We start from the raw sequence: 18,210 nt of genomic DNA on the forward strand, positions 1-18,210 counted from the left end.
ATGAAGGATCAGCGGCTGTATAAGGACGGCGCGAAGTTGACCGTAATTTGACGCCATTGCGAATAATATTCGGGCGGCAGCGGATAGGGAGCGCATTGGGTCGCCGCGCGCAAGGCCCGTTCCCCCGCAACGCGCAAATAGGGGTTGGGCGAATTCAGTACCCGCGCCTGGTCCACCAGGCGCGGCGGTCCGGCCAGTTCGCCATTGCGGTTGAGGCTGAACACCACTTCCACAGCCAGTTCGTCCGGATCGGGCGCATCCAGCGAATTCCGCCAGCAGCGGGCGAGATGGCTCTGAATCAGGTCCTGCAACGTTGCCGTCATCGCGTCACCGGCGCCGGCCGAACGGCGGCGTTCGCCCTCGTCGGGCGTTCCGGTTTCGCGGCGGACCTCTGCGACCTGGCGTTCTATATTGCCGAGCATGTCCTCAAGAGAGGGTGTTGTGTCGCGCCGCTGTTCCGGTCGCACCGGCGGAGTTTCGCGGGCCGGCTCCGGTTCGGGCGCCTCCTCGACCGGTTCCGGTTGCGTTTCAGCAGGCTCGGGTTCGGGCTCCGGTTCGGGATCTATGGGTTCTGGCTCCGCCCGGGCCGGTTCCGGTTCGGGCTCGGGTTGCGGCTCAGGCGTCTCGATCTCGTCCTCGACGGTGTCCTCGACTGCCTCCTCGGGTTCCGGCTCGGGCTCCGGCGCGGCTGCACGGACATTGGTGCGCTCGGCGACCGTCACCAGTTCGACCGGAACGATGGGCGTGTCCTCGAACACCTGGGCGGCGCGCGGCAGATACACCAGTCCCGCCGCCAGGATTCCGGCGTGGACGAGAAGGGAAAGGACAACACCTCGCACGGGCGACCTCGCTAACGCTCGATCGGGTCCGTCACCAGGCCCAGATTGGAAAAGCCCGCGGCATTGATGCGCGCCATCACGCGCGCCACCTCGCCATAGGCCGCTCCATCATCGGCCCGGATGAAGATGCGGGCATCATAGCCCGTGCCGGCAATCGCCGTCAGCCGGGGCACGAGTTCGTCGCGGCCGACGACAGTTTCCTGGAGGTAGATCCGGCCATCGGCGGTAATTGTGATGGTCAGCGGTTCCTGGTCAGCCGGCAGGTTCTGCGCCTCGGTCTGCGGCAATTCCACCTCGACCCCGACAGTGAGCAGGGGCGCTGTGATCATGAACACGATCAGCAATACCAGCATCACGTCGACGAAGGGCGTGACATTGATCTCCGCCTTGGGCTTCCAGCGGGCGCGTCCGCGACCCGATCCGCCGTTGTTGTCGAGCGAAACAGCCATGGCCTAGAGCGCATCCCGGTCGGCCAAGGCCGACAGCTCGTCGACGAAACCGTCCAGCTTGGCGCCGTATTTGGCCAGATTGGCCGACAGCGCATTGAAGAAAATCACCGCCGGGATGGCAGCCAGGAGGCCCAGCGCGGTCGCGAACAGCGCCTCGGCAATACCCGGGGCAACGACGGCCAGATTGGTGTCCTGAGAGGCGGCGATGGCGCGGAAGGAATTCATTATCCCCCACACCGTGCCGAACAGGCCGACGAAGGGCGCCGCCGAAGCAATGGTTGCCAGAATGCCCAGGCCGCCCTCGCAATTCGTCATCTCGCGCCCGGCTTCCGCGCCGGCGGCCTTCGATACCCGGCTGCCCGCATTCTCGCCCTCCCATTCGCGCAGTCCGGCGGCGAAGACGCGGGTGAACGGGTCCTTCGGCGTCTTGCCGAACTGGTCGGCCAGGGCGTCCAGCGACCGCCCGGACCAGAATTCACGTTCGAAATGGCGGGCCTTGGCATGCAGACCGCGCAGCTGAAACGCCTTGTCGATGGCAACCGCCCAGGACCAGACCGACATGAAGGCGAGAATGCCCATAACGATCTTCACGACCCAATCGGCACGCATGAAGAGCGCATAAAAGGAAAAGCCCTCAACCGCCTGCGCGATGTCGACGACACTCGATTCCATGAACCCTACCCTCTGGCTCCGGCCCGCCTACCGGCAGCGAACCGTGTGACTACTTCCGGCCTGATACCATGCAAGCCCGATGCCCGAACCCCCACCCGGCATCGTCCCCAGGCGCTATGCACAGCGATTAAGGCGAATTTCGGGAGCTGATAACACTTCTGCCGCGCGATCAAGTCTCGTCATTGTGTGCAACGGTATGGGCGGAGACCTGTTCCACGACATCCCAGTGCTCCACGATCCGGCCGCCGGCCAGGCGGAACAGGTCGCAGGCGCGAAAGTGGACGCCCTCGGTGTCGAAGCAGGAGAACAGGGCAACAAATCTGCCCTCCCCGACCAAGTCGTCAACGCCGTGATAGCGCAATCCGGGCCGCGGACGGCGGCGGGCAACCAGCTGTGCCAGACGATCCGGATGACTGCAGCCGCCCGGCGTATGGGACACGAAAACGCTGCGATCGATGAAATCGTCCAGATTTTTCAGCTGCTGGCCGCGAACCACCTCGTCGATGAACTGCTGCACGACAGCTTTGCTCCCGGCGGTTTCTTCACGCGATCCGTTGGGTAGGGAGCAGGCCGCGAGGGACGAGCACAGGCAATCCTGCTGAAGATAGCGCGCCGAGATCTGCCGGCGCACCGACATCAGACCGTTCGAATCAGCACAGATAAGACTCATGGTCAGCCAGGAGGCCGCCGATCCGTCCGGCTCGTGCACCGCCTTGACGAACATGGCGTCACCGTCCTGGAGCACACGGGTGACGGAGAAGTCGAAATTGGGAGGCCGCTCCGGCTCTGCCGGGGCATTCACATCGTCCGGACGACGGGAATGGCGGATTTCGTCCACAGCTGAACCCCCTTTCAACTTCAGGGGTAACGCTGTCCCGGAATATCGGCAAGTGACGGTTCTGCAGCAATCGCAGCACCGCCGGAACGCCTCAGTCTCCGGATATCACATACCCGGCCCAGCGGGCCGCCATCTCACGCGGCGGCCGTTTCGCCCGGCCCGCGCCGTCAATGCAAACGGCTTCAACATCGGCTGTTGCGATCGTCTCGCCGGCCCGGCAGATCCGCTGGCCGATCATCAGACGCGCGCCCTTTTGCGGCCGATAGAAAGTCTCGACGATCAGGACATCATCGACCCGCGCAGCGCGCTCGAACTCGATATTCATGCGCCGGACGGCAAATGCCAGGGGTGTCGCCTGCGCGGCGAGCTCGGAATGGTGGATGCCCAGCGCGCGCAGGCTTTCGGTACGGCCACGCTCTAGAAAGTGCAGATATCGGGCATGATAGACGATGCCGGAAAAGTCCGTATCTTCGTAATAGACCCGCACGGGCAGGCGGTGGATCCGGTCGTCGCCGAACGCGCCGGCCGCAGGTGTCATCCTTGCAGCCATGACTACTTCCCGAACAAGCCGTTCTGACCGCCGCCCGCCTGTGGCGGGGTCAGGCCGAGATGCTCCCAGGCCCGCGGTGCCGCGAGGCGGCCGCGCGGGGTGCGCTGGATGAAGCCCTGCTGGATGAGGAAGGGTTCGACCACATCCTCCAGCGCGTCGCGAGCCTCGGCCAGGGCCGCCGCCAGGGTCTCCACGCCGACCGGCCCGCCACCGAAACTCTCTGTCAGGGCCTTGAGATAGCGACGGTCGAGGCTGTCCAGCCCCAGCGTATCGACTTCGAGCCGTTTAAGCGCCCGGTCGGCAACCGCGGCGGATATTTCGGCGGCATCCTCGGCTTCGGCAAAATCGCGCACACGGCGCAACAGCCGGCCGGCAACGCGCGGCGTGCCGCGTGCCCGGCGGGCAATCTCGCGGGCGCCATCGGGCGTGGCATCAATGCCGAACTTCGCGGCTGCACGCGTGACGATGAAACCGAGTTCGGCCTCGTCGTAGAATTCCAGCCGCACGGGCACACCGAAACGGTCGCGGAGGGGCGTCGCCAGAAGCCCGGCCCGCGTGGTCGCGCCAACGAGAGTGAAAGGCGGCAGCTCGATCCGCACCGTCCGCGCCGACGGCCCCTCGCCGATCACCAGGTCGAGGCAGAAATCCTCCATCGCCGGATAGAGGATTTCCTCGACTGCCGGGGCGAGCCGGTGGATCTCGTCGATGAACAGGACATCGCGCGGTTCCAGATTGGTCAGGATGGCGGCGAGATCGCCGGCCTTGGCGATCACCGGCCCCGATGTTGCGCGAAAGCCCACCCCCATCTCCCGCGCCACGATCTGGGCCAGGGTCGTCTTGCCCAGTCCCGGCGGGCCGGACAGGAGGACATGGTCCAGCGCCTCCTCACGCCGGCGCGCGGCCTCCACGAAGACCTTAAGGTTGGCGATCGCCGCCTTCTGCCCGACGAAGTCCGAGAAGCTCTCCGGCCGCAAGGCGCGGTCCCGCCCGTCGCCGGCCTGGAGATCGCGATCGACCAGACGGTCGTCGCCGGATGTATCGGTGAGGTCTGTCATGACGACAACGGGTCTAGACTGATCCGCTCCGCTCCGGAAGCCGCGCGGGGCACAGCCATCACGGCGCGAGCTCCTTCAGGGACAGCCGGATAACCTCGTTCAGCGCGGCCTCGTCTCCCGTTTCGCGCAACACGGTTGCCACGGCCTGGCGGGCCAGGCTTTCGTGATAGCCCAGATTGATCAATGCGGAGACGGCGTCGTCGCGCGCACCGCCATTGACAGCGGCGGCCGGCGCCGGCGGCGGGGTGCCACCGTCGCCGGTCACGGCATGCACCGGCAGGCCGATCGAGAAACTGCGGCCCTGCGGCGGTGCCTTGTCTTTCAATTCGGTGGCGATGCGCGTTGCCAGTTTGGGACCCACACCCTTGGCGCGGGCGAACGTCGCCTTGTCGCCGAGCGCCGCCGCATTGGCGATTTCGCCGACCGGGCTGGTGTCGAGAATGGCAAAGGCGGCCTTGGCCCCCACGCCCTGGACATTTTGCAGATGCACGAACCAGGCACGCTCGATGTCGTCCAGGAAGCCATAGAGTTTGAAGGCGTCTTCGCGCACATGGGTTTCGATGTGCAATGTGACGGACTGGCCGGGTTCGAGCCGGGCCAGGGTGCGCGAGCCGGCGCCGACGAGATAGCCCACCCCGTTGACGTCGAGCACCACTTCGTCTGCCCCCACGGCTTCCACGATCCCCTTGAGCAGGCCGATCATGCCGCGCTCCCGATGCGGGCGGACCTGCGGTGATGGGCGTGACAAATGGCAACCGCCAGCGCATCGGCGGCGTCCGCCCTGGCCTTGGTGCCGGGCAGCAGGACGCCGACCATTGCGGCCACCTGGTCCTTTTCTGCCCCTCCGGTGCCGACGACGCTCTTCTTCACCAGGCGCGCCGCATACTCCGCGACCGGCAGTCCGGCCCGCGCCGGCGCAAGCAGGGCCGCGGCCCGGGCATGTCCAAGTTTGAGCGCCGACGACGCATTCGCCGCCATGAAGGCCTCCTCGATCGCCGCTTCGTCGGGAGCATGTTCCGCAACCAGATCGGTCACCGCCTGGAAAATGTAGTCCAGGCGCACAGCCATCGGCGCATCGGCGGGCGGAGCGACGACACCGTGTGCGACCGCTCCGAGCCGCGTGCCCTCCGCCCGGATCACGCCCCATCCCATCCGGCGAAGGCCCGGATCGATGCCAAGAATTCTGACCGCTGCCGACATGACGCCCCCTGTTTGCTCCAGACTTATCATCAAGCCCCGACCCGGAACAAGTCGTGAACGCAATGCGCCCTTGCAATGCGAATGAGCCGCAGAAACACATGAGACTGAATGTCAGACGCAAGTATACTGAGAAGCAGTTTCAATAAACCTTCTAACACATTGAATACCGTCGCTATTATTATTCCTGGTATTGTTTGACCGGGCTCAACGCACGCGCGTAAATTACCGGGGTGCGGCAATGCAGACTGGCCCGAACGGGCTGTTTGCCGCGCCATGAGGGACGCGGGCGGTTTCCTGGGGAGGATACTCGCCATCCATGGGAGCAAGACATGGCGAAGAAGGGGAAGCTGAGCCGGCGCTCATTCCTGACGCGGGTGGCCGGAACGGCTGTCGCGACAGGCGCGGCGTCCGTGGTCACCGGGACCGCTCAGGCACAGAATTATACCGGCCACACCGATAGCGACACCGGCAACTATGCCGACCGCGCAGGCTATGGCCGTACGGGTGTAACCGACAGCGATGGCGGCGCCAATGCCGACCGTGCGGGCTATGGCCGCGGCGGCGGCAGTAGCGGTGTCACCGACAGCGATACAGGCGCCTATGCAGACCCGGCCGGTAATGGCCGCGGCGGACGCACCAGCGGTATCACCGACAGCGACACGGGCAGCTATGCAGACCCGGCCGGCAATGGCCGCGGCAGCTCAAGCTATACCGACAGTGACAGCGGCAGTTGCGCCGATCCGGGCGGACGCGGGCGCGGGCCCGTGCGCAGCGGAACGACCGACAGTGATACCGGCGGGTGTTCCGACCCGGCCGGCCGTGGCCGTCCCGGCTACTGATCCGGCGGCAAAGGACTGAACCATGGCAAAGCGCGGAAAGCTCTCCCGCCGCTCCTTCCTGACCCGGGTCGCCGGCGCGGCCCTGACCACCGGGGCCGCGGGCACCGTGACCGGATGCGCCTCGACGGGCTATACCGACAGCGATCCCTATGATCCGGTCGGCGGCGGACGGGGCGGTTACAATACCGGTATCACCGACAGCGATTCAGGCCGCTATGCCGACCCGCCCGGCAATGGGCGCGGCGGCGGCATCACCGACCGCGATACCGGACAGTATGCCGACCCGGTGGGACGGGGCCGCGGCGGCGGCGTTACCGACAGCGATACCGGCACCTATGCCGATCCGCCAGGGCGCGGGCGCGGCAGTTCGGGCATCACCGACAACGATACGGGCAGCTATGCAGACCCCGTCGGCCGCGGGCGCGGCGGCGGCTATCGCTCCGGCATCACCGACAATGACAGCGGCCGCTACGCCGATCCGGTCGGCAATGGACGCGGCGGCAATCGCGGCGGCGGCATCACCGACAGCGATCCCTACGATCCCGTCGGCGGTGGCCGTGGCGGGCGCCGGGGCAACTGTACCGACAGCGATACCGGCAGCTATGCCGACCCCGCCGGCAATGGCCGTCATTGCTAGACGCCGATGACATGCGGCCGGGCCTTGTGACACCGGTCGCAGGTCCGGCCCTTTCCCGTCAACACCGGGACAATTTTTCCGCGCCGCCGCCGCATGCGGGCGCCTGCGGACACCAAATCTGGGACCTGCCCGAATGACCGATCCGCTCTGGCTGACCGATCCGATCCGCTGTCTTCTCGATCCGGTCGATGCCGGCACATTCTTTCGCGACTATCACGAACAGACCGCGCTGGTGGCGCACCGCGACGATCCGGAGCGCTACGGCGACCTCCTGTCGATCCAGCGCATTGACGAGATCGTGACCAGCCTGGACCTGCGCGCCGGCCAGCTGGACATGGCGCGATCCGATCCGCCAGTCCGGCAGGAGGATTTCATTTTCGAGACCGGTCACATCGACCGGGGCGGCGTGGCGGAACAATACCGGCAGGGCGCCACCATCATCCTGCCCCAGCTGCACATGTCGGATCCCGTACTCGGCGAGTTCTGCCGCGCCATGGAGGCGCTGTTCTCCTGCCAGGTGCAGACGAATATCTACCTCACACCGCCGCACAATCAGGGCTTTCGCACCCATTACGACGACCACGACGTGTTCGTCATGCAGGTGTCCGGCGAAAAGTACTGGCGCCTTTACGACACGCCGGTGGAAAATCCCTATCGCGGGGAAGGCTTCAAGCCGGAAGACCACAAAGTCGGCGACCCGGTGGAGGAATTCGTGCTCAAGGCCGGGGAATGCGCCTATGTTCCCCGCGGGCTGATGCACGATGCCTCGACACGCGGCGAGGAACCCTCGCTCCACATCACGCTTGGCCTGATCGTGAAGACCTGGGCCGACCTGATGCTCGAGGCCGTGTCGGAGGTGGCGCTGCGTCATTCAGCCTTCCGGCGCTCGCTGCCACCGGGCTTTGCCAGTCCCGATTTCGACCGCAGCGGCGCCCGGGCCTATTTCAAATCCCTGATCGAAGCGCTCGCACGGGATGCGGATCTCGATTCGTCGATGGACCTGTTCGCCGACACTTTCATCCGCTCGCGCATGCCCGATACGCGTGGCACGATCACGGGCTATGCGGACCCGGCCGCACAGGGCGCACGATTCACCCTCCGCCGCTTCGTACCCTGGCGCCTGGCAGGCGACGGAGACGATATCGTGCTGGTGACGGCGGGCGGTGAGGTCCGCTTTCCTGCAGCCGCCGAGCCGGGTCTGCACGTCCTGCTCGACGGCGAAACCATCTCCCTGGAGACTTTCAAGGAGATGGACGAAGGCGCGGCGCGTGACACGCTGGGCCGGCTGCACGCCTTCGGGCTGATCGTTCCGGCCAGCTGAGCGCCGGCATGGTTACCGCCTGGTTATAATTCAGTACCCGGCGGACCCTTGCGGTTTGTATAGACAAAAGACTACATGCGCCTCGCGTCGGCGGTCCGGACGTTCCGGGCCGCGATTTCTTTTGCACGAACAGATTTGCGAAACGGTATGCGCGTGAGAACGATCACCATTGCACTGGGATTCGTCGCCATCTTCGGCGCCCTCTGGGTCATGTGGCCGGCGCCGGTCAGCCCCGCCTACTGGGACGAGCCGGAGCCGCCGGCCATGACGGGCCCGCTGGCACCGGACGCGGCCCTGCGCGAAGCGGCCCTCTATCCGGCCGGGCCGGCCGGCACCGCCGAGGGAATTGCCACCGGCGAGGACGGAACGGTCTATTTCGGCACGCCGGACGGGCGCATCCAGCGCCTGGCCGCCGGCGCACCGGACGGCGCGCCGATGCTGGAGGATGTCGCGCAGATCACCGACACGCGGATACTCGGGCTCGACTGGGTCCGGCCGGGGGTGCTGGGCATCGCCGCCGTCTCCGGACTGTACACTCTCGATCTGGATACCGGGCACCACCGTCTCGTCAGTACAGGCGTGCCGGCCCATTCCTACGGCTACATCAACGATCTCGCAGCGGCACCTGACGGAACGATCTATTTCACCGATTCCTCGACGCGCTGGGGTCATTCCGCGAACAATCCGGGCTATATCTACGATCTGCTGGAGAACAGGCCGAGCGGGGCCATCTATGCCTGGGACCCCGAACTGCATCAGTCCCGCCTCGTTCGGGACCGGCTATACTATCCCAACGGAATGGAGTTGGCGTCAGACGGCCGGTCACTCTTCATTGCCGAGTCGTTCCGGTATCGCATTCTCAGGCTCTGGATCGATGGTCCCAATGCCGGCAATATCGACATCCTCGCCGACAACCTGCCCGGCCTGCCCGACGGCATCGACTCCGACGGCCAGGGCCGCCTGTTCGTCGCAATGTCCACACGCCGCATCCCGCTGATGCGGACGCTGCACCGCAATCCGCCGCTTGCGCGGCTGATCGCCAAACTTCCCGGCTGGATGCGACCGTCCGGCGGACCTGCTCAGGGTTTCGTGCTCGTCATGGACGAGGCAACCGGTGCCCCGCTCGACACCCTGCACGACCCTGACGGTCGGCTATGCCTGCTCTCCAACGTGGATATTACGGCGGGCGGGTCGATCTGGCTCGGCTCAACCGATTGCGGCGTTATCGGTCGCCTCGCCCTGCCCGACCTGCCGGCCCCGTCCGGACAGCAGCCGGATACGGGACCGTCCGCCCCGCTCCTGTCGGAACATCGCTAAAGCGACAAACGCCCTAGGACTTCAGCAGGCCTCGCGCGGCATCGGCGACTGCCTTCGCGGTGATGCCGAAATGGTCATAGAGCGCCTCGGCCGGAGCGCTGGCGCCGAAGCCTGTCATGCCGACAAAGGCACCCTCGCGGCCAATGATCCCGTCCCAGCCAAAACGCAGGGCCGCTTCCACCGCCACGCACGGAATGCCGGCCGGCACGACCTGGGCGCGATAGGCCGCGTCCTGGGCCTGGAAGCGTTCCAGGCAGGGCGCCGAGACGACGCGCGCCTCGATCCCCTCCGCCTTCAGCGCGGCTGCAGCGTCCACCGCCAGAGCGGTTTCCGTACCCGTCCCGATCAGCACGACATCCGGTGTCCGGTCGGTATCGGCCAGAATGTAGGCGCCTCGCTCGGAGCGGTTGTCGCGGCCGTTATCGTCGCGCAAATGCGGCACCTTCTGGCGCGACAGGGCCAGGATGGTGGGTCCCTCCAGGCGTTTCAGCGCCATTTCCCATGCCTCCGCCGTCTCCAGCGCGTCCGCCGGGCGGATCACCTCGACGTTCGGCATCGCGCGCAGCGAGGCCAGGGTCTCGACCGGCTGATGCGTGGGACCGTCCTCGCCCAGGCCGATGGAGTCGTGTGTCATCACATAGACGACTGGCTGGCCCATCAGGGCCGAAAGGCGGATCGAGGGGCGGCAATAGTCGGCGAAGACCAGGAAGGTCGCAACATGCGGCCGGAACCCGCCATGCAGCGACATACCGTTGGCGCAGGCCGCCATGCCATGCTCGCGCACACCGAAATGGATATACTGGCCGGCATAATCGCCCGCCTTCACTACACCGACATCCGGCGTTTTGGTCAGATTGGAGCCGGCCAGGTCCGCGGAGCCGCCAGCCAGGGCCGGCCACTCGCCAATGATGGCCTCAAGCGCCTTGCCCGAGGCGGCACGGGTTGCCAGGGCGGGCTTGTCCTCGGCCACTTTCTGACGCCAGGCTTCCAGCGCCGTCAGCTCGCCCTGCCCCGGCTCGCCCGACAGCTGTGCCACGAAAGCATCGGCCTTGTCAGAGGCGGCCAGGCGTTCGGTCCAGGCCACGTGTTCGTCCGGCGCGCCGGCCGTGCGCCAGGCTTCCACGACCGGGTCGGGAATCTCGAACGGTCCGTGTTCCCAGCTCAGCGCCTTGCGGGCTCCGGCGATTTCCTCATCGCCCAGCGGCGCGCCATGGCTGGAAGCCTTGCCGGCCTTGGTCGGAGCGCCGTAGCCGATGGTGGTCTTGCAGGCGATCAGCACCGGCTGGTCCGAGGTTTTCGCAGCCTCGATCGCGGCATCGATGGCTGCCAGGTCGTGACCGTCGATGCGGGACACCGCCCAGCCGGCCGCCTCGAAGCGTTTCAGAACATCGGTCGATTCCGACAGTTCGGTCGGGCCGTCGATGGAAATCTCGTTGTCGTCCCAGAGCACGCACAGCCGGTTGAGCCCCAGATGGCCCGCCAGGGATATCGCCTCATGGCTGACACCTTCCTGCAGGTCGCCGTCCGACGCGATTACCCAGGTACGATGATCGACCAGTTCGTCGCCGAAGCGCGCGTTCAGCATGCGCTCGGCAAGTGCCATGCCGACCGCCATGGAGATGCCCTGCCCCAGCGGTCCGGTGGTCGCTTCGACCCCCGGGGTGTGCCCGTATTCGGGATGGCCGGCCGTGATCGAGCCAAGCTGGCGGAACCGCTTGATCTGATCCAGCGTCATGTCTTCGAAACCGGTCAGATGGAGCAGCGAATAGAGCAGCATCGAACCGTGGCCGGCCGACAGCACGAAACGATCGCGATCGGCCCAGGCGGGAGCGGCCGGATCGAATTTCAGGTGGCGGGACCAGAGAACCGTGGCAACGTCGGCCATGCCCATGGGCATGCCGGGGTGGCCGGAATTGGCGGCCTGCACGGCATCCATGGACAGGGCACGGATGGCATTCGCCATATCCGTCAGCGGCGTTCCGTTCGAAGCTTTCATCCGGCGATCTCCTGCGCTCTGCCGATTGGCGGCCCCGGCGCTCGTCGGAGATCAGTCTCCGATCAGACCGGTACGGGCCAGCAAGGCTTTCGTCGACGCGTCATACTCGGATATGTCGCCGTCCAAAATCCCCTTGGTCAGAACTTTTCCCAGCTCAACGCCCCATTGGTCGAACGGATTGATGTCGTACATCACGCTCTCGACGAAAACCTTGTGCTCTTGCAACGCGATAAGCGCACCAAGTGTGCGCGGCGTCAAATCGTCGAGCAGGATGGTCGCCGAAGGCCGCCCGCCGGGCATCGACTTGTGCGAAGCCAGCGCCGGCTCTACCGCCGGATCGATCCGGCGGCCGTCCAGCAGGGCGGCCCCCTGTGCGGCCATGTTCGCCGCCAGCGCCCGTTCGCGCGGATTGTCGCTGGCGAAATGCCGGGCGATGCCGATGAAGTCGACAGGCACGACATCCTTGCCCTGATGCAGCCATTGGAAGAAGGAGTGCTGGATTTCCGTTCCGGACCCGCCCCAGACGAGCGCACCGCCCGGCGTCGGCCCCGGATGCCCGGCAATGGTCACGGACTTTCCAAGCGATTCCATCTCCAGCTGCTGGAAATAGTCGGCCAGCTTGCCCAGCCGGGCCGAATAGGCGGCCACGCAGCGGCTTGGATAGCCCAGGGCCGCGCGGTTCCAGACATCGACGAGACCCTTGAGGACCGGGAGATTGTCTTCCAGCGGAGCAACGGCAAAGTGGGAATCCATGTCGCGCGCGCCCGCCCGGAAATCGGCGAACAGGTCCGGGCCCTGCCCGATCTCCAGTGCCAGACCAACCGCCGACCAGACTGAATAGCGCCCGCCCACCCAATCGGGGAAATCGAACACCCTGTCCGGGTCGATACCGAAGGCGCGCGCCTTGTCCGGCGCCGCCGAGGCCGCTGCAAAATGGGCACCCGCCCGTTCCGGGCCGATCTTGCCGGCCAGCCAGTCGCGTGCGGCCTCGCCGGACATCAGGGTTTCCTGCGTGGAAAAGGATTTCGATGCGACGATGAAGAGGACGGTTTCCGGGTCCGCGCCCGCCACCGCGTGCTGGAGATCGCTGGGATCCAGGCTGGCAACAAATCGCATCTGCGGCCCCGAACCTGTGTGATCGGCCAGGGCATCGGCAATCAGGCGCGGCCCCAGATCGGATCCGCCAATACCGATATTCACCACGCGTTCGATCGGCTTGCCCGAGGGCGCGTAGGCCCCGCTGCGAACCTGCTCGGCAAAGGCGCGGGTCTGCGCCTGCGTCCGCTCGACGAGTTCGGCCTCCTGCGAACCGGAGATCCGTGCGCCCTGCCGGTACGCCATGTGCAGCGCCGGGCGGCCTTCCGTGGGATTGACAATCCCGCCCGAAAGCAGCTTTTCGCGCTTCTCCTCGAGGCCGGCCTTTCGCGCGGCATCGATCAATGCATCCAGCGTCACCGTATCGAGGCGTTGCTTGGTCGCGTCGAATTCCACGCCGGCGGCGCGCCGGATCATACGGTTCGCCCGGTCGCCGGCCGCGTCGGCAAGAGCGCGAAGGGTCTCGCCCTTCAGGCGATCGGCGTGTTGAAGCAGGTCGGGAGTGAGCACTGGATTGTCCTATTCATGCCGTGTTGCGACGAGGGTAATGGTAGCGCTCCCATAAGACAATATGGTCAGCATCCGATCAGTGCTCCCGGGTCCCCAGCGCATCCAGTTCGAGCAGACAGCCAAGCACATGATAGAGCGTGCTGGCCGGCATGTCCGACGATACACCGCTCCCGTCTTCCGCCACCGCATCGATCCAGCCGCCGGGGACCGCCGGCTCCAGATGATGCCGGTAGAGCGCCGCACAGGCCGACTTCAGGGCCTTCTCGCCGCAAGCACTGCCACGAACCGCCTCGACCGCCGCGGCGCGAACCCACTCGGTCTGCATCCAGGTGCGCGACCCCGCGTCCAGAGCCTCGCCCGACGGTGTCATGCGGGCCATCAGCAAGCCCGTGCGTGTATTCACGCCGGAGGTCATGGCCTGCGCGAACAGGACAACACCGGCCGGGGCGGCCGGCGCTCCGGTCAACCGGCTGTATTCGGCCAGCAACCAGACCCACTCGCACAGATGACCCGGTTCGACGATATGGCCCTTTTCCCCGTGCGGAACCCAGTCGGCGCGGAAGAACTCGCGCAGGACCCCATGTCCGCTGTCGTAGAAATGCCTGTCGAACAGCGTCCGGATGGCGTCGAGCCGCGGGCGCAACCCTTCATCGCCGGCAACCTCGTAAAGGGCCAGCAGGGCCTCGAACAGGTGCATGTGGGGATTCTGCCGCCGCGGCAGCAGGTCTGCGCCGATGGCTTCCACATAGCCGCCCCGGGGGTCGGCCATGTGATCGTCCAGAAAGGCCAGCGTGTCGTAGGCCATGTCGCGATAGCGCGTCTCGCCGGTCGCCTTGTAGACCCAGGCGCAGGCCAGAATGACAAAGGCCTGGTCGTAAAGATCCCGGCGCGTATCGCGCACCGAACCGTCGTCATTGAGTGTATGCACCCAGCCCGGTTCGCCGCCGACATTCCAGGCGAGTTTGTAAAGCCGGTCCAGGCCGCCGGTTGCCAGATCGAGGCGGTCGAGCCATCCCTCATGCGCACATCGCGCGAAAACATAGGCCTGGCGTGCCTGAACCCTCACCCGGCGGACATCGCCGCGAACACCCGCGCCCTGCAGGTCGAGGGTTTCGTAGAAGCCGCCGCCGCGCTCGTCCCAGCTGTGGTCCGACCAGAAGGGCAGAGCCTGATGACGTCCCCATTCCAGCAATCGGCGTATCTCGGCCACGTCGTCCCCCCGTGATGACCGCCGCCGCGGCGGGCCTAGCCTAGCGCGGCCATATCCTCATCCGAGACATCGAAATTGGCGTAGACATTCTGCACGTCGTCGCAGTCTTCCAGCGCTTCCATCATCTTCATCAGCGTGGCGACCTTGTCGCCCGTGACCTCGATCAGGTTCTGCGCACGCCAGACCAGTTTTGCCGAAGCCGGGTCGTCGAACTTCTCCGACAGTGCGCCGACAACATCCATCAGATCCTCGCGCGCCGTATAGATGACATGCTGGCCTTCCTCGTCCTCGTCGCCGTCTTCGGACGTCACATCCTCGGCGCCGGCCTCGATCGCCGCTTCCATCATCGCGTCCTCGTCCGCGGTGGACAGCGGATAGCGGATCTCGCCGACATTATCGAACATGAACGCGACCGAGCCCGTCTCGCCCATATTGCCGCCATTCTTGGCAAAGGCCGTGCGCACTTCCGCTGCGGCGCGGTTGCGGTTATCGGTCGAGACCTCGACGATCACACCGACGCCCGCCGGGCCGAAGCCCTCGTAACGGATATCCTCATAGGCCTCGCCGTCACCGCCGGACGCCTTGTCGATCGCGCGCTGGATATTGTCCTTGGGCATCGACTGGCCCTTGGCATTGGCGATTGCCAGACGCAGGCGCGGATTGGCGTCGGGGTCCGGACCGCCCATCTTCGCGGCGATGGAGATTTCCTTGGACAGGCGCGAGAACAGTTTGGAACGCAGCTTGTCCTGACGGCCCTTGCGGTGCTGGATATTGGCCCATTTGGAATGTCCGGCCATGGTCGGGATCCCTCTTCCTGCGGATTCGAGGCGCCTTGCATACCCACAATGCCGGGAATTGGCCACTGGGCAGGGCAGAACGGGGAATATCAGAGCAGGTCGCCGCGGCCTTCCGCCTTCAGCCGCTCCACTATCGTCTTGACGTCCTGACAGGTGTCGCGGCGCGTCACCAGGACGGCATCCTCGGTGGTCACGACGACCAGATCCTCAACGCCGATCACGCCGACCTTCTGGCCGGAGGACAGCACATAGCTGTTGCGCGTCCCGACCAGTTCGACATCGCCGCGCACCGCATTGCCGTCGGCATCCTTGTCGGCGATCGACCAGAGCGCGCTCCAGGCGCCGACATCCGACCAGCCGACATCGGCTGGCACGACCACGGCCTTGTCGGTGCGCTCCATGACGGCGTAGTCGAAGGAGATGGAGGGGCAGGCCTCGAACGGCTCAGGATCCAGCAGAATCTTGCTGCCCGACACCTCCGCCCGCTGCACCGCCGCCGTACAGGCGTCCAGCACGTCGCTGCAATGCGCGCGCATTTCGGCCTGGAGGCGGCCGGCACCGAACAGGAAGATCCCGGCATTCCAGTAATAGCCGCCATCGGCGAGAAACGCCCGGGCGCGTTCCAGGTCGGGCTTTTCGGTGAACTTGGCCACCGTGTACCCGCCCTCCAGTGCCTCGCCGCGCTGGATATAGCCATAGCCGGTTTCCGGACTGTCCGGCTGGATCCCGAAGGTGACGACATGCCCCTGTCCGGCCAGTCCCGCCCCGACGCCAACGGCCTGGCGGAAGCCGGGCACGTCGCGGATGTGATGATCGGCCGGCAGCAGGAGGATCAGCGCTTCCTCGCCGTGCACGCGGCGCACCAGCTCCGCGGCCACCGCGGCGACCGGCGCGGTATTGCGGCCGAAAGGTTCGACGACATAGTGGGACGGCGCCGTGCCCAGGGCCTCCAGCTGGGCGCGCGCCAGATCGTGCTGGCGCTCGTTGAGGACGACGATGGGCGTTTCGAAATCGAAACCCTCGCCCGCACCCGAGACCCGGCGGACGGTTTCCTGCACCATTGTCATGTCGGTGACCAGCGCATGCAGCTGCTTGGGCAGCGCGGCGCGGGACAGCGGCCAGAGCCGGGTCCCGGAACCACCCGACATGATGACGGGAACAATGCGTGTCACTGAAAACCCCTGTCTGTGCCGCGCCCGAATGTTCCCGCCCCGGCGCAACGGATCAAGCCGGAGGCACAGTCGCCATGCCGGTATGCCTACTACCAGGCGCGGTACACGTTCAAGCTCGTGACAGCCCGGAACCGCGCACCGGCCTACAGTCTCAGCGATCCCGTCCGGCCCGGCCCTGTGTCGTCGGCGGAAAATCGCGCCTGGTAAGATAGATCAGCAACCGGCCGAGAAGATCGGCACTGTCGGTCTGGACAACACGAATATGCGCCTCGTCATCCTGGAGACTGCTCGTGAAGAGGCAGGCGTCCGCTCCCGCACTGTCGCCCGCCGCGCCGCATGACCGCAGGAATTCGGCGATGTGCCGGTCGAAAACGAAAGCGTCCTGTGCCCGTTCGAACCGGATTGTCTGCCTGAACATCGCCTCCCCCATATCGCAACGGCCGCTGCTTGCGCGAAGGAAGACCGTTCCCCTCACTCCCGACACGCATCGCCAGACCGCGATCCCCAGCCGGTCCCGCCTGTTCTGACCAGAGCGTGCAGCGGGACTATACCGGACCGGAGTGATCGTCGTCACGGCCGGGGGTGACCGATGCTATCGCTCCCGCACGCTGGCGCAATGCCGAGCGCAACCGGCTGAGAACACAGCCCGGTGTCCGGTCAGGCCGGGATGTGTTCCGACAGCTGGCCGCCGATCCGGATGGGCTCGCAGCGTGTTGCCAGGCCGGTTGCGTCGTCGGTTTCCACGAATACGCCGCTCAGTGTCGCCTCGCCCGTGGCGGGCTCGAAACGGGCCGTGCGCATGCGGGTGGTGAAGCGGCGCAGGGGCTCTTCCTTGTCCATGCCGATCACGCTGTCATAGTCGCCGCACATGCCGGCATCGGTCTGATAGGCGGTGCCGCCCGGCAGGATCCGGGTGTCGGACGTCGGCACGTGTGTATGCGTCCCCACGACCAGGCTCGCCCGGCCGTCACAGAACACACCCATCGCCGTCTTCTCGCTCGTCGCCTCTCCGTGGAAGTCGAGGATCACGGCATCCGCCACCGTCCCCAGCGGGGCCGCGGAGAGTTCCCGCTCGACCGCCGCAAAGGGATCGTCCAGCGTCTCCATGAAGAGATTGCCCATGGCATTGATGACCAGGACGCGGCGTCCGTCCGGCAGATCGTAGAGATTGGCGCCCGCGCCGGGTGTGGACCCCACCGGATAGTTGGCCGGCCGCAACAGGCGCGGCTCGCGCTCGATATAGGTCAGGGCCTCGCGCTGGTCCCAGGCGTGATTGCCCAGGGTGAGCACGTCCACGCCGAGATCGAACAGCTGGTTGCAGATCTTTTCGGTCGTGCCGAATCCGGCCGCCGCGTTCTCCGCATTCACCACGACAAAATCCAGACCCAGCCGCTTGCGGAGATCGGGCAGGTGCATCTCGACCGCGCGGCGGCCGGTCTTGCCGACAATATCTCCGAAAAAGGCTAGGCGCATGAATCGAGGCTCCGCTTGACTAAGGCCGTCGATATGGCCCATCCGCTTCGCAAAGTCCAAGTCATCGCTGATGCAGGTCTGCGGGGGACGGCCCTACATCACGGATGCGTTGGGATGGCCCTCATCCGGCGCACGGAAAAATGCGGAGATCAGCCACCCTATTCGCCGCAAAATACGCGGTGAATACCTAGCCTTTGTGGTGACCCACGCGCCCTATCCCGACCGCCGACTTTACAAGTC

At 66.0% G+C, this 18,210-nt stretch carries 19 protein-coding genes; 4 read left to right on the forward strand and 15 right to left on the reverse strand.

Annotated features, from left to right (window positions below; all coding sequences use genetic code 11):
• Positions 1 to 8 precede the first annotated feature (8 nt).
• The 8 genes from Q1U94_RS00420 to ruvC form a co-directional block, all read right to left on the reverse strand.
• Positions 9 to 839, reverse strand: a complete 831-nt coding sequence (locus Q1U94_RS00420) for a cell envelope integrity protein TolA (RefSeq protein ID WP_300540741.1) — start codon at positions 837 to 839, stop codon at positions 9 to 11.
• A gap of 11 nt (positions 840 to 850) precedes the next feature.
• Positions 851 to 1,288, reverse strand: coding sequence for a protein TolR (gene tolR / locus Q1U94_RS00425; protein WP_300540744.1), 438 nt, complete (start codon positions 1,286 to 1,288; stop codon positions 851 to 853).
• Between the two features lie 3 nt (positions 1,289 to 1,291).
• Positions 1,292 to 1,960 carry a protein TolQ gene (tolQ, locus tag Q1U94_RS00430; RefSeq protein ID WP_300540747.1) on the reverse strand — a complete coding sequence of 223 codons (669 nt, stop codon included), beginning with the start codon at positions 1,958 to 1,960 and terminating at the stop codon, positions 1,292 to 1,294.
• 169 nt (positions 1,961 to 2,129) lie between these two features.
• Positions 2,130 to 2,798 carry a nuclear transport factor 2 family protein gene (locus Q1U94_RS00435; protein ID WP_300540749.1) on the reverse strand — a complete coding sequence of 223 codons (669 nt, stop codon included), beginning with the start codon at positions 2,796 to 2,798 and terminating at the stop codon, positions 2,130 to 2,132.
• A gap of 91 nt (positions 2,799 to 2,889) precedes the next feature.
• Complete coding sequence (gene ybgC, locus Q1U94_RS00440; RefSeq protein ID WP_300540752.1) at positions 2,890 to 3,348, reverse strand: tol-pal system-associated acyl-CoA thioesterase; 459 nt, start codon at positions 3,346 to 3,348, stop codon at positions 2,890 to 2,892.
• 2 nt (positions 3,349 to 3,350) lie between these two features.
• Complete coding sequence (ruvB, locus tag Q1U94_RS00445; protein ID WP_300540755.1) at positions 3,351 to 4,403, reverse strand: Holliday junction branch migration DNA helicase RuvB; 1,053 nt, start codon at positions 4,401 to 4,403, stop codon at positions 3,351 to 3,353.
• A 58-nt stretch (positions 4,404 to 4,461) separates the two neighbouring features.
• Entirely contained in the window at positions 4,462 to 5,106 is a 645-nt protein-coding gene (ruvA, locus tag Q1U94_RS00450; RefSeq protein ID WP_300540758.1) for a Holliday junction branch migration protein RuvA, read from the reverse strand.
• Complete coding sequence (gene ruvC / locus Q1U94_RS00455) at positions 5,103 to 5,603, reverse strand: crossover junction endodeoxyribonuclease RuvC (RefSeq protein WP_300540761.1); 501 nt, start codon at positions 5,601 to 5,603, stop codon at positions 5,103 to 5,105. Before ruvC ends, ruvA begins: the two co-directional genes overlap by 4 nt.
• 329 nt (positions 5,604 to 5,932) lie before the next feature.
• On the opposite strand from ruvC, the gene Q1U94_RS00460 reads away from it, so the two are divergent.
• From Q1U94_RS00460 to Q1U94_RS00475, 4 genes are all read left to right on the forward strand, one after another.
• The gene (locus tag Q1U94_RS00460) at positions 5,933 to 6,442 is read left to right on the forward strand and encodes a hypothetical protein (protein ID WP_300540764.1); all 510 of its coding nucleotides are present in this window, start codon (positions 5,933 to 5,935) and stop codon (positions 6,440 to 6,442) included.
• A gap of 22 nt (positions 6,443 to 6,464) precedes the next feature.
• Positions 6,465 to 7,079: a hypothetical protein gene (locus Q1U94_RS00465; protein WP_300540767.1), complete on the forward strand. Its 615-nt coding sequence runs from the start codon at positions 6,465 to 6,467 to the stop codon at positions 7,077 to 7,079.
• A 133-nt stretch (positions 7,080 to 7,212) separates the two neighbouring features.
• Complete coding sequence (locus Q1U94_RS00470; protein ID WP_300540770.1) at positions 7,213 to 8,400, forward strand: cupin domain-containing protein; 1,188 nt, start codon at positions 7,213 to 7,215, stop codon at positions 8,398 to 8,400.
• Between the two features lie 147 nt (positions 8,401 to 8,547).
• Positions 8,548 to 9,717, forward strand: a complete 1,170-nt coding sequence (locus Q1U94_RS00475; RefSeq protein ID WP_300540773.1) for an SMP-30/gluconolactonase/LRE family protein — start codon at positions 8,548 to 8,550, stop codon at positions 9,715 to 9,717.
• Between the two features lie 13 nt (positions 9,718 to 9,730).
• Here the strand turns inward: Q1U94_RS00475 and tkt are convergent, their stop codons facing one another.
• The 7 genes from tkt to Q1U94_RS00510 all read right to left on the reverse strand — a co-directional run bounded on the left by tkt (position 9,731) and on the right by Q1U94_RS00510 (position 17,970).
• Positions 9,731 to 11,713, reverse strand: a complete 1,983-nt coding sequence (gene tkt / locus Q1U94_RS00480) for a transketolase (protein ID WP_300540776.1) — start codon at positions 11,711 to 11,713, stop codon at positions 9,731 to 9,733.
• Positions 11,714 to 11,764: 51 nt separating this feature from the next.
• The gene (gene pgi / locus Q1U94_RS00485; protein WP_300540779.1) at positions 11,765 to 13,318 is read right to left on the reverse strand and encodes a glucose-6-phosphate isomerase; all 1,554 of its coding nucleotides are present in this window, start codon (positions 13,316 to 13,318) and stop codon (positions 11,765 to 11,767) included.
• Between the two features lie 76 nt (positions 13,319 to 13,394).
• Positions 13,395 to 14,528, reverse strand: a complete 1,134-nt coding sequence (locus Q1U94_RS00490; RefSeq protein ID WP_300540781.1) for an AGE family epimerase/isomerase — start codon at positions 14,526 to 14,528, stop codon at positions 13,395 to 13,397.
• A gap of 35 nt (positions 14,529 to 14,563) precedes the next feature.
• Positions 14,564 to 15,325, reverse strand: a complete 762-nt coding sequence (locus Q1U94_RS00495; protein ID WP_300540784.1) for a YebC/PmpR family DNA-binding transcriptional regulator — start codon at positions 15,323 to 15,325, stop codon at positions 14,564 to 14,566.
• Positions 15,326 to 15,414: 89 nt separating this feature from the next.
• A complete protein-coding gene (locus Q1U94_RS00500) occupies positions 15,415 to 16,497 on the reverse strand; it encodes a mannose-1-phosphate guanylyltransferase/mannose-6-phosphate isomerase (protein ID WP_300540787.1) in 1,083 nt (360 codons plus the stop codon).
• 151 nt (positions 16,498 to 16,648) lie between these two features.
• Entirely contained in the window at positions 16,649 to 16,915 is a 267-nt protein-coding gene (locus tag Q1U94_RS00505) for a hypothetical protein (protein ID WP_300540789.1), read from the reverse strand.
• Positions 16,916 to 17,154: 239 nt separating this feature from the next.
• A complete protein-coding gene (locus Q1U94_RS00510; RefSeq protein WP_300540792.1) occupies positions 17,155 to 17,970 on the reverse strand; it encodes a TIGR00282 family metallophosphoesterase in 816 nt (271 codons plus the stop codon).
• Positions 17,971 to 18,210: the final 240 nt, after the last annotated feature.

Origin of the sequence: Maricaulis sp. (assembly GCF_030149515.1) — a bacterium.
Taxonomy (GTDB): Bacteria; Pseudomonadota; Alphaproteobacteria; order Caulobacterales; family Maricaulaceae; genus Maricaulis.

What these genes read in the sequence shown, in the direction of transcription:
- Q1U94_RS00510 (WP_300540792.1), bottom strand. Translation starts at nt 17,970, where the DNA reads ATGCGCCTAGCCTTTTTCGGAGATATTGTCGGCAAGACCGGCCGCCGC.
- Q1U94_RS00475 (WP_300540773.1), top strand. Translation starts at nt 8,548, where the DNA reads ATGCGCGTGAGAACGATCACCATTGCACTGGGATTCGTCGCCATCTTC.
- tolR (WP_300540744.1), bottom strand. Translation starts at nt 1,288, where the DNA reads ATGGCTGTTTCGCTCGACAACAACGGCGGATCGGGTCGCGGACGCGCC.
- Q1U94_RS00470 (WP_300540770.1), top strand. Translation starts at nt 7,213, where the DNA reads ATGACCGATCCGCTCTGGCTGACCGATCCGATCCGCTGTCTTCTCGAT.
- ybgC (WP_300540752.1), bottom strand. Translation starts at nt 3,348, where the DNA reads ATGGCTGCAAGGATGACACCTGCGGCCGGCGCGTTCGGCGACGACCGG.
- tkt (WP_300540776.1), bottom strand. Translation starts at nt 11,713, where the DNA reads ATGAAAGCTTCGAACGGAACGCCGCTGACGGATATGGCGAATGCCATC.
- Q1U94_RS00505 (WP_300540789.1), bottom strand. Translation starts at nt 16,915, where the DNA reads ATGTTCAGGCAGACAATCCGGTTCGAACGGGCACAGGACGCTTTCGTT.
- Q1U94_RS00465 (WP_300540767.1), top strand. Translation starts at nt 6,465, where the DNA reads ATGGCAAAGCGCGGAAAGCTCTCCCGCCGCTCCTTCCTGACCCGGGTC.
- ruvC (WP_300540761.1), bottom strand. Translation starts at nt 5,603, where the DNA reads ATGTCGGCAGCGGTCAGAATTCTTGGCATCGATCCGGGCCTTCGCCGG.
- tolQ (WP_300540747.1), bottom strand. Translation starts at nt 1,960, where the DNA reads ATGGAATCGAGTGTCGTCGACATCGCGCAGGCGGTTGAGGGCTTTTCC.
- ruvA (WP_300540758.1), bottom strand. Translation starts at nt 5,106, where the DNA reads ATGATCGGCCTGCTCAAGGGGATCGTGGAAGCCGTGGGGGCAGACGAA.
- ruvB (WP_300540755.1), bottom strand. Translation starts at nt 4,403, where the DNA reads ATGACAGACCTCACCGATACATCCGGCGACGACCGTCTGGTCGATCGC.
- Q1U94_RS00460 (WP_300540764.1), top strand. Translation starts at nt 5,933, where the DNA reads ATGGCGAAGAAGGGGAAGCTGAGCCGGCGCTCATTCCTGACGCGGGTG.
- Q1U94_RS00495 (WP_300540784.1), bottom strand. Translation starts at nt 15,325, where the DNA reads ATGGCCGGACATTCCAAATGGGCCAATATCCAGCACCGCAAGGGCCGT.